The 10,156-nt window shown below is 67.1% G+C and carries 9 protein-coding genes; 3 read left to right on the top strand and 6 right to left on the bottom strand.

Features of this window, described 5'->3' with window-relative positions:
* Nucleotides 1-35 precede the first annotated feature (35 nt).
* Genes CBW50_RS27350 through gspG form a run of 4 tightly spaced genes read right to left on the bottom strand, consistent with a single transcriptional unit; the run spans nt 36 to nt 4,238 of the window.
* Nucleotides 36-866 carry a hypothetical protein gene (locus CBW50_RS27350; RefSeq protein WP_139842670.1) on the bottom strand — a complete coding sequence of 277 codons (831 nt, stop codon included), beginning with the start codon at nt 864-866 and terminating at the stop codon, nt 36-38.
* Nucleotides 859-2,556, bottom strand: a complete 1,698-nt coding sequence (locus CBW50_RS27345; RefSeq protein WP_226936447.1) for a GspE/PulE family protein — start codon at nt 2,554-2,556, stop codon at nt 859-861. Before CBW50_RS27345 ends, CBW50_RS27350 begins: the two co-directional genes overlap by 8 nt.
* A complete protein-coding gene (locus tag CBW50_RS27340; protein WP_086148412.1) occupies nt 2,553-3,758 on the bottom strand; it encodes a type II secretion system F family protein in 1,206 nt (401 codons plus the stop codon). The genes CBW50_RS27345 and CBW50_RS27340 overlap by 4 nt, the downstream gene beginning before the upstream one ends.
* Nucleotides 3,759-3,794: 36 nt before the next feature.
* Entirely contained in the window at nt 3,795-4,238 is a 444-nt protein-coding gene (gene gspG, locus CBW50_RS27335; RefSeq protein WP_086148411.1) for a type II secretion system major pseudopilin GspG, read from the bottom strand.
* 475 nt (nt 4,239-4,713) lie between these two features.
* Between gspG and CBW50_RS27330 the strand changes: the two genes are divergently transcribed.
* The 3 genes from CBW50_RS27330 to CBW50_RS27320 all read left to right on the top strand — a co-directional run bounded on the left by CBW50_RS27330 (nt 4,714) and on the right by CBW50_RS27320 (nt 9,183).
* Nucleotides 4,714-5,472 carry an NF038120 family PEP-CTERM protein gene (locus CBW50_RS27330; protein ID WP_086148410.1) on the top strand — a complete coding sequence of 253 codons (759 nt, stop codon included), beginning with the start codon at nt 4,714-4,716 and terminating at the stop codon, nt 5,470-5,472.
* Between the two features lie 43 nt (nt 5,473-5,515).
* Nucleotides 5,516-8,668: a S8 family peptidase gene (locus CBW50_RS27325; protein WP_086148409.1), complete on the top strand. Its 3,153-nt coding sequence runs from the start codon at nt 5,516-5,518 to the stop codon at nt 8,666-8,668.
* A 116-nt stretch (nt 8,669-8,784) separates the two neighbouring features.
* Entirely contained in the window at nt 8,785-9,183 is a 399-nt protein-coding gene (locus CBW50_RS27320) for a protease inhibitor I9 family protein (RefSeq protein ID WP_086148408.1), read from the top strand.
* Here the strand turns inward: CBW50_RS27320 and CBW50_RS27315 are convergent.
* Nucleotides 9,180-9,851: a LuxR C-terminal-related transcriptional regulator gene (locus CBW50_RS27315; RefSeq protein ID WP_086148407.1), complete on the bottom strand. Its 672-nt coding sequence runs from the start codon at nt 9,849-9,851 to the stop codon at nt 9,180-9,182. The two genes, CBW50_RS27320 and CBW50_RS27315, sit on opposite strands and share 4 nt — an antisense overlap.
* On the bottom strand, nt 9,848-10,156 hold a 309-nt coding region (locus tag CBW50_RS27310), incomplete at its 5' end, for a winged helix-turn-helix domain-containing protein (RefSeq protein WP_172404918.1). The genes CBW50_RS27310 and CBW50_RS27315, both read right to left, overlap by 4 nt.

Below are 10,156 nucleotides of genomic sequence, written 5' to 3'. Positions count from 1 at the left end.
CCAATTTGGTGGTGCGAAATCGATATCGAGACGCGTCATGCCAGGCCTCCGCTGCGCGCCAGCCGCGCGGCCGGCGACAAGGCGGTTTCCCCGTCCGGCGTGGAAAGCATCTGGCAGTGGAACGCTTTCGCCGGCATCAGCCATGCGGGCGGCGGCGCGCCGCACAGCTGCAGCAGCGCCGGTGCGGGCACGCCCCGCAGCAGCGCCTCGCGCGCCAGCGTCTGCGCCAGCCAGTCGCTGCCTGCATCCTGCGGCACGGGCAGCGCGCGCACGGCAAGCAGGCGGCCAGCGTGCCGCACGCCCAGGGTCAAGACGTTCTCCTGCAGCTGGCCGAACCAGGCGCCCGGTTTCAAGGCGCCGTGCCAGCGGTTCCAGTGGCGCGCGAATTGCGGCGTAATAAAGATCAGGGCCAGCTTGCGGGCGTCGGTCGCGCGGGTCAGCTGCGCCAGCAGCGCGCGCGGCACGGCGCAGCAGAATGGCGCGTCCGCACTCCAGGCGATGCTGCTGTGCCACAGTCCCGGCGCATCGCCATACAGCGACTGGAAGCGCAGCGCGGCGGCGGCCTCGATATCGGCCAGGCGCGTGGCGCCTTGCGGCAGATCCACCTGCCACAGGCGCGCCAGAGCATCGTCGAGCACCACGGACAGAGGCCAGCCCGCGTACTCGCCGGCCGGCAGCAAGCGGTCCAGCAACTGCGCCAGCGCCCGGCCCAGGGCGGCAAAATCGCCGTGCAGATCGAGGTCTTGCGCATACGCCGCCTCGCCCAGCGGCGTCCAGGCGGGCGCGCGCCAGCGGCTGCTGCGCCACAGGCTCACCTTGCCCGCCGCCACGCCCAGGCGCAGCCCTATTCCGTAACCTCTACGCATGCAGGGTGACCCTCTTGATTTCCGCGATGGTGGTGGCGCCCCGCTTGACCAGCTCCAGCGCCGCCAGGCGCAGGCTGCGCGTGCCGTTCGCATACGCGGCCGCCTTGATCTGGCGGATCGGTTTTTTATCGACGATGAGTTCGCGGATTTCATCGGTCAGCACGAGTATCTCGGCGATCGAGCGGCGTCCCTTGTAGCCCGTGCCGCGGCAGTCGCCGCAGCCCTTGCCCTGTTTGAATTGATATGCATCAACATCGGCGCGCGCCAGGCCCACGCTGGCCAGCTCTGCGTCGTCCGGCGTGTACTCCACCGCGCAATGGGGGCAGTTGGTGCGGATCAAGCGCTGGGCCCAGATGCCGTTCAGGGCCGAAACAAACGCATACGGGTCGATGCCCATGTGGGTAAAACGACCGAAGACGTCGAAGACATTGTTCGCGTGCACGGTCGTGAGCACCAGATGACCCGTCAGGGCCGACTGCACGGCGATTTCCGCCGTTTCGCGGTCGCGGATCTCGCCCACCATGATTTTATCGGGGTCGTGGCGCAAAATCGAACGCAAGCCCTTGGCGAAGGTCAGACCCTTCTTTTCATTGACGGGTATCTGCAGGATGCCGGGCAGCTGGTATTCGACGGGGTCTTCGATGGTGATGATCTTTTCGCGCCCGTTGTGGATTTCCGTCAGCGCCGCGTACAGGGTGGTCGTCTTGCCCGAGCCCGTGGGGCCGGTGACGAGCAGCATGCCGTAGGCTTCCTGCGCCAGCGCGCGCAGGGCTTCGAGCGACGGCGCGTCAAAGCCCAGCGCTTCCAGGGTCAGGGCGCCGTAGGCCTCGATCATGGCGCGCTTGTCGAGGATGCGGATGACGGCGTCCTCGCCATGGATGCTGGGCATGATGGAGACGCGCAAGTCGATTTCGCGCCCGCCCGACTCGACGCGGAAGCTGCCGTCCTGCGGCACGCGGCGCTCGGCGATATCGAGTTCGGCCAGCACTTTCAGGCGCGAGATGATGTGCTCGGCCACCTCGATGCCGTTGACGGCGGTGGCGTGATCGAGCACGCCGTCGACGCGGTACTTGACGGCCAGGCCGCCGGCCGTGCTTTCCAGGTGGATGTCGGAAGCGCCGGCCTTGAGCGCGTCATACAAGGTCGAGTTGACCAGCTTGACGGCCGGACTGGCCGCTTCCGAGACGCTGGCGAACGACAGCACGGCCGCCGTCTTGCCGTCGCGCCGCGCATCGTTCGCCGCGCCGGGCAGCAGGCTGTCGACGGCGCGCGCCGATTCCTCCTGCTTCGACAGGTAGGCGGCAATGTCGGCCTGCAGCGCCAGGCGGATGCTCACGCCCCCCTGCCCTGCGCGCGCATTCAGCCAGGTTTGCAGGTCCAGGTCGAAGGGGTCGGCGATCACGCCCACCAGCCGGCCATCGGCGCCGCGCAGCAGCACGCTGTGGCGCGCCAGCGCCTGCGACAGGGGCAGCACTTCGAAAGCGGGAGCATAGGCCAGCATGTCGGCCGTTTCCAGCACGTCCAGGCCGAACGGGCGCGCCAGCTCGCGCACCACGGCGCGCGCGTCGACGCCGCTCAGGTGCTGCAATTCCTCGACCAGGCTGCGCTTCGATTGGCGGCACAGGGCGCGCGCCTGCTGCAGCAGCGCGGGGTCGATGGCCATCACGGATTCGGTAGCGGTGGGCATCATGAAATATCGCCGGCAAGGTCAAAGATGGGCATGTACAGCAAAATCACGATGGCGCCCACGACCAGGCCGATGGCGGCCATCAGCAAGGGTTCGAAGGTGCGCGTGAAACGGTCGATCCAGCGGCTGATTTCGCCGTCGTAGAAGGCCGCCGACTGCGTCAGCATGGGGCCCATGTCGCCCGTGCGCTCGCCCACGCGCAGCATGCGCAGCGAAATCGGCGTCGTCAGTTGATGCTGCTCAAAGGCCGACGACAGCGGCTGGCCCGCCTCGATGGCCGCGCGCGCCTGCTGCAAGGATGCCTGCATGCGCGGCGAAACCATCGCCTGCACGGTGGCAATCGCCTGCACGATGGTGATGCCGCCCTCGGACAGCATGCCCAGGGTCAGGTAAAGGCGCGACAGTTCATAGATGCGCACGCGCTCGCCGATGCCGGGCAGCCTGGCCAGCAGGCGCGCCACGCCGCCGTTGCGCAGCGCGCGCCGCGCGGCCGTGACGACGATGCTGCCGATGAACGCCAGTGCCAGCAACAGCAACAGGCCGTGCTGCGTGACGAACTGGCCCCAGCTGAGCATCACTTGCGACATCCACGGCAGGTTGCGCCCGGCGCCCTGGTAGACCTCGGCGAAACGCGGCACCACATAGCTGATCAGGAAGGCGCTGACGCCGCCGCCCACGGCCAGCAGGATGGCCGGATAAATGGCGGCGCTGACGATTTTCGCGCGCACCGTGTCGATGCGCTGCTGGTAGTCGATGTAGCGCGACAGCGCGCGCGGCAGGTCGCTCGTGCCTTCGGCCGCCCTGACGATGCCGATATACAAGGGGGGAAACAGCTCCGGTTGCTCGCCCAGCACGGCGGAAAAACGCTTGCCTTCGCGCAAGCCTTCCAGCAGGCGCGTGAGCACGCTGCGCGTGGCCGGCGACGCTTCCTTTTCCAGCAAGGCTTCCAGCGCCTCGACGATGCCCAGGCCCGCATTGAGCAGCGCCAGCAATTCCTGGCTGAACAGCAGCAGCGGCAAGGCCCGCGCGCGCTGGCGCCCGGCGGCGCTGAACGGCGTGGCCCGCACGGGGCGGATGGCGCTGACGAACAGGCCGCGCGCCTCGGCCTGGCGGCGCGCGTCTGCTTCGTCGCGGCCATCGATCACGCACGTCGACAGGGTTGCTACCGCCCCGTCCGTGGAGAGCGCGCGCACTTCAAACTGCATGTTGGCGTATCCGTCTGGTAAAAGGTGGCGCTGGCGCTATTGCGAGCTGATGTCGGCATTCTCGCCGCTGCCGCCGGGCTGGCCGTCCTTGCCCATCGAGACGATGTCATACTCGCCCTTGCTGCCGGGCGCGCGGTACTGGTAGGCATGGCCCCACGGGTCGAGCGGCACGCTTTTCTTCAGGTAGGGACCGTTCCAGCGCGTGCCGGCGGCCGGCGGCGCGGCCAGCAGCGCGGCCAGGCCTTCTTCCGTGGTGGGATAGCGGCCCACGTCGAGGCGGTAGGTGTCGAGCGACTTTTCGAACGCCTCGATCTGCGCCTTGGCCACCGTCACTTCCGATTTGCCCAGTTGGGCGAAATATTTGGGTCCGACATAGGCCGCCAGCAAGCCGATGATCACGATAACAACCAGCAATTCGAGCAAGGTAAAGCCACGCGCACGGCGCGCCGCTGTCAAGTTCTGCCTGTGTGCTGCATGCATCCGGTAACTCCTTATTGCCTACCTTCAATACATTGCGTCGCTGCGCGCAACTGATGGCCACGCACGGGCGACACGCGCTTGCCTGATGCTTATCAGCCTACCATGCCGGTTATGGTTAATACAATCTTTTCTTTGCACTGTGAACAACAAATTCCTGCGGAAACCTTCCAGTGTGCGCGAAACAGCCATGGCGCCGCGCGCGCTTGACAGGCTGGTCAATTACTCAACTATTTTCAATGCGGAAACCATCTACTCCTGGTTACCAATTCATAGTAAATGATGAATTTTATTCATTCATTATTTGTAACTTTCAAATTAAATTTGCAAGAATATCAAACAATGAAATTGCCTCTTTTGCTATAGTAAAAATCAATTTTCTACGCATTGGTCCGCATTAATCCTATCCGGCCGCGCAGGAGAGAGCCTCCAAGACGCAAACCATATTGCATCCGACATAATCATCAAGGGAAAACTCATGACTCGTATTGTGCATACGCAGATAGCTGCCGCAGCAAGTCCTTTCTCGGCCAAGCAGTGGACTGGCGCCGCCATCCTGGCCCTGTCCGCCGCCTGGGCGCCCGCCGCCGTCGCGGACGTGATCAACTTCGATAATCTCGACAGCCAGTTCGTCGGCCACGGCGGCTCCCTGGAATTCTACAATTTCCTGCTGACGGGCGCCTCGAATGTGCCGGGCGCCAGTTATGGCGACCTGGTCGGCGCCGTCTTCGACGGCACGGACCCGGCCGCCTGCGGCATGGCGTGCCCGACCAATAATACGAGCAATTACTATGCGTCGCTCAACGACGGCGTCGTCTATCTCAACCCAGCGCACTACGGCGGCAGCGTCAGCCTGAAAGGCTTCGATGCCAGCTTCATCGGCTATGCCCAGGGCGTCAGCTATCCGGCCGTGGCCGGCCTGCTGCGCGTCCAGGGTTTCCATGCGGACGGCTCTTCCCTGTATGAAACGTACCAGCTGGGCGGACCCGTCGGCGGCAACTTTCAGTTCCAGCACTACAACACCAGCGCCAATTTCGGCAGCCAGCAATTCGCCTCGCTGGCCTTCTTCGGTTTCACTTGCAACACGGCCGGCAGTTGCAGTGCCTTCAGCAGCAACAAGGGCCAGTTTGCGCTCGACAATATCGTCGCTACGGTACCGGAGCCATCGACCTACGCGATGATGCTGCTGGGCCTGGCAGGCATCGGTTTCGCGGCGCGCCGCCGCCAGCAAGCCTGATCTCCCCTTTTCGATTCCCGCTACCGTCACCAGGAAACCCGACATGACATTCCGTCCCGCCTTGCGTCCCATTTCGCTCGCCGTGCTGAGCCTGTTTGCCAGCCTCAGCTTCCAGGCCCACGCCGACGACCTGCGCCGTCCCTACATCGTGCAACTGACCGACAAACCGATCGCTTCCTACGCCGGCTCGGTGGAAGGTCTGGGCGCCACCCAGCCTGCCGCCGGCGGCCGCCTCGACCTGGCCAGCGCGCAAGTGCAGCTGTACGGCGACTACCTCGAACAGAAACAGGCCCGCGTGCAGGCGCTCGTCGCCGCCGCGCCCGTGCAATACCAGTACAAGATCGTCCTCAACGGTTTCTCCGCCCTGCTGACGGACGCCGAGGTGCGCCAGCTGCAGGCCAGCGGCGAAGTGGCCAGCATCGCCCCCGACGAGCCGCGCGCCCTGCTGACGAACTACACGCCCACCTTCCTGGGACTGGACCAGCCGGGCGGCCTGTGGAGCCAGCTGGGCGGCAAGCAGCATGCGGGAGAAGACATCATCATCGGCATCGTCGACGGCGGCGTGTGGCCGGAAAACCTGTCGTATGCGGACAAGGTCGACGCCAACGGCGCCCCGACCTTCGACCCGAACGCCACGCTGGCCTACGGCGCCGCGCCGGCCGCCTGGAAAGGCAGCTGCCAGACGGGCGAAGGCTTTACGCAAGACCATTGCAATAACAAGCTGCTCGGCGCGCAGTATTTCAACGCCGTGCGCCTGACCGAGACGGACAAGATCCAGCACTGGAGCGAATACACCTCGCCGCGCGATTCGATCGGCGACCCGAATGGCGAAGGCGGCCACGGCACGCATACCTCGTCCACCGCGGGCGGCAATGCGGGCGTGCCCGTCACCGTCAGCGGCTCGCCGCTGGGCGCCATTTCCGGCGTGGCGCCGCGCGCCCGCCTGTCCGTCTACAAAGTGTGCTGGTCGTACAACCTGGCCACCCAGCCGACGGGCGCCAAGAACGGCTGCTACGGCGGCGACAGCGTGGCGGCGATCGAAAAAGCCGTGCGCGACGGCGTGCATGTGATCAATTACTCGATCAGCGGCGGCGGCAGCGTCAACGACCCGGTCGAGCAAGCGTTCCTGCACGCGTCGAACGCCGGCGTCTTCGTTGCCGCGTCCGCCGGCAATGCGGGCCCGGCCAACACCGTGGCCCACGTCAGCCCATGGATCACCACCGTGGCCGCCTCGACGCACAACCGCGCCAACCAGGCCAAACTGACTCTTAGCAACGGCGCCAGCTACACGGGCGCCTCGCTCAACTACAACCCGCTGCCGGCCACCACCCTGATCCGCGCCCAGGATGCGGGCCTGCCCGGCGCCGATGCGCAAAAACTGGCGCTGTGCTACCGCGCCGGCGACAACGGCGGCGTGGCCCTGCTGGACCCTGCCAAGGTGGCCGGCAAGGTCGTCAGCTGCCTGCGCGGCACCACGGCGCGCACCGACAAGGGCGTCGCCGTGCTCGAAGCGGGCGGCGCCGGCATGGTGCTGGTCGACACGGGCATCGGTCTGGTGTCCGACCCGCACGTGCTGCCGGCCGTGCACGTGAGCGCCGCCGATGGCGCGCTGATCAATGCCCAGGCGCAAACGGGCACGGCCACGGCCGCCATCTCGCGTTTCGTCACCAACGGCAACGGCCCCGCCGCCCCCGTGGTGGCCGACTTCTCGTCACGCGGCCCGAACCTGTACGACGCCAACCTGCTCAAGCCGGACGTCACGGCCCCTGGCGTGGACATCCTGGCCGGCGGCACGCCTGCCCTGTCGCGCGCCCAGCGCGACGCCGTGCAGGATGGCAGCCTGGTGCCGCCGCAAGCCTACATCTTCCTGCAAGGCACCTCGATGGCCAGCCCGCACGTGGCCGGCCTGGCCGCCCTGCTGCGCCAACAGCATCCGGACTGGAGCCCGGCCGCCATCAAATCGGCCCTGATGACGACCGGCAGCACCACCCTGCCCGACGTTCAGGCGGGCGACGCGCGCGGCATCCTGCCTTGGGGCCAGGGCGCCGGCCACGTGACGCCGAACAAGGCCGCCGATCCCGGCCTCGTGTATGACGCCAGCCTGGCCGACTACAAAAAATACATGTGCGGCGTCGGCATGACGGCCGAATGCGCGGGCGGCACCCTGGCCGGCTACAACCTGAACATGCCGTCGATCACCATCGGCAACGTGCTGGGCACGCAAACGGTGACGCGCCGCGTCACCAACGTGGGCAGCAGCAGCGCCACCTACACGGCCAGCGCCTCGGTCAGCGGCTACAGCGTGGCGGTTTCGCCTGCCACCCTGGCGCTCGCGCCCGGCGAAACCAAGTCCTTCACCGTGACGCTGACGCGCACCACGGCGCCGGACAACGCCTGGCAGTATGGCGCCCTCGTGTGGAGCGACGGCGTGCACACGGTGCGCAGCCCCGTCACGGCCCGCTCGGGCCGCGCGGTGCAGTCGCCGGCATTGCTGCAGGCCGACAAGGTCAGCGGCCTGCGTTCGCTGACGCTGTCCACCGGCTTTGCCGGCAAGGTCGGCGCGGCAACGGGCGGCCTGAAGGAAGTGGCGCGCAGCGAGCAAACCATCAGCCAGGCCGCGCCGGGCAGCGTCGACACGCTGGAGCAAATGGCTGCCGCGTGCAAAGCGGGCGGCAGCGGCGTGCGCGCGGTCAATGTCAGCATTCCCGCCAGCACGGTCGTGGCGCGCTTCGAAATTTTCGACCGCGACACCACGGAGGGCGCCGGCAATGACCTCGACCTGCTGCTGCTCAACAGTACCGGCGCAACCGTCGCCACCTCGGCCACGGCCGGTTCGAACGAGTCTATTACCTTGACCACCCCGGCGGCAGGCAGCTACAAGGTGTGCGTGATCGGCTACGAAGTGGCAAATGGCGTGTCGACGGGCTTCGGCCTGTCGTCGGCCGTCGTCACGACAGCCGACAAGGGCGGCAACCTGAAAGCCACCCTGCCCAGCAAGGTGTACGTGGGCGGCAGCGCCACGGCCGGCGTCAGCTGGTCGGGGCTGGAAACGGGCAAGCGCTACCTGGGCGGCGTGGTCTTTCTTGATGGCAACAACGCGGCAGCGTCCACCACCGTGCTGTCGGTGGAGACCAACAACCCGCTGCCGCTGGCCGTCCCCAGCCAGCGCAACGTGAGAGCGGACGCCAAGCTGTAAGGCTATCGTTCCAAGCGGTCATACGGCGCGCCCTGCGGGGCGCGTTTTTTATGCGCGACGCGCGTACAATCGGCGCATGAAAGGCCGGTCGTCCGCCACGCGCCAAGGGAGCTTGCATGTCCGTATTTCGCCTCAGCATGACCATCATCGCCGGCATCCATGCGCTGCCTGTCGCGGCGCAGGCCGCCGCGCCGCGCCTACCCTATCTGGTGCAATTGCGCGCCCCGCCGCTGGCCTCGCTGGCGGACGGCGTGCATGGGCTCGATACCAACAGCGACGCCGCGCGGCGCTACGCGGCCCGGCTGGAAGCGCAGCAAGGCGCCGTGCTGGCGCTGGTGCCCGATGCCCCCGTGCAATACCGCTATACGGCGGCCTTCAACGGCTTTGCCGCCATGCTGACGGCGGACGAAGTGGCGCGCCTGCAAGCGAGCCCGGACGTGGCGCTGGTGTCGCCCGGCACCGTCGAACACACGCAAGAGGGGGGCGGCAACGCCAGGGTGCAGGACCAGCGCTAATGGCTGAGCAGGCGCAGCGCGATGCCGCGCGATACGGCCTGCGTGCGGTTGCTCACGCCAAGTAATTTGTAGATGCGCTGCAAATGGCTTTTCACGGTGGCGCCGCTGATGCCGAGGATTTGCCCCACCTCGTCATTGCTCTTGCCCTCGCGCACCCAATGCAGCACTTCCCGTTCGCGCGCACTGGCCGCGCGCGTGGCGGCGGGGCCGGCCAGGGGCGCACGCTGGCTGCCTGGCAGCGCCAGCCAGTGCACATGCAGATACGGCAGCAGCAGTTCCAGCGCATACGCCTGGCGCGCCGCATCCATGGCCCCCATGGCGAACAGGGCAAAAAAACTGCCGCCCGCCTCGCCTGCGCTGCCGTGCACCAGCACGCCATCGATGACGCCCGCCCTCTGGCCGCCCGCGCGCCAGGCCAGCGCCAGGCGCGCCAGCCGGTCCTGGCGCTCGCGCAGCCGCGCCTGATCGGGCGCGATGCTGTGCCAGCCTTCGCTGCGCAGCACGGCCCCGTCGGCGTCCAGCTGCGCGCAGATTAATATGTCGTGCGGCAACAGCGTTTGCAGCGGCCCCTGGCTCCACAGGAAAAAATCGCTGGGCGCGGCGATGCCGTGCGCCCCCAGAATCGCATGCAGCAGGTATTCCTGTTCCCGCCCCGTCAGCAGCATCATGCGCAGACGGCCCCGTCATACGCCAGGTAGCGGTAGCCGCTGCCGCGCACGGTTTCGATGCGATGGCCACAACCGCCCGGCAGCAAAGCCTGCCGCAGCCGTCCCACGTGGGCGTCGACCGTGCGCTCGTCGAGGTAGGCGGCATGACCCCACACCTGGTCCAGCAGCTGCGCGCGGCTGTGCACCCGGCCCGGATGATCCATGAGGAAATGCAGCAGCTTGAATTCCACGCGGCCCAGGCTGACGGGCACGCTGCCCGCCGTCACGCGCAGCGTGTGCGGGTCGAGACGCAGCGCCGCCGGGCC

Source organism: Janthinobacterium sp. GW458P (genome assembly GCF_002127585.1).
In the GTDB taxonomy this organism is placed as follows: domain Bacteria; phylum Pseudomonadota; class Gammaproteobacteria; order Burkholderiales; family Burkholderiaceae_D; genus Janthinobacterium.
The sequence above is the reverse complement of the archived record's forward strand: the minus strand, read 5'-3'. Positions and strand labels throughout refer to the sequence as shown.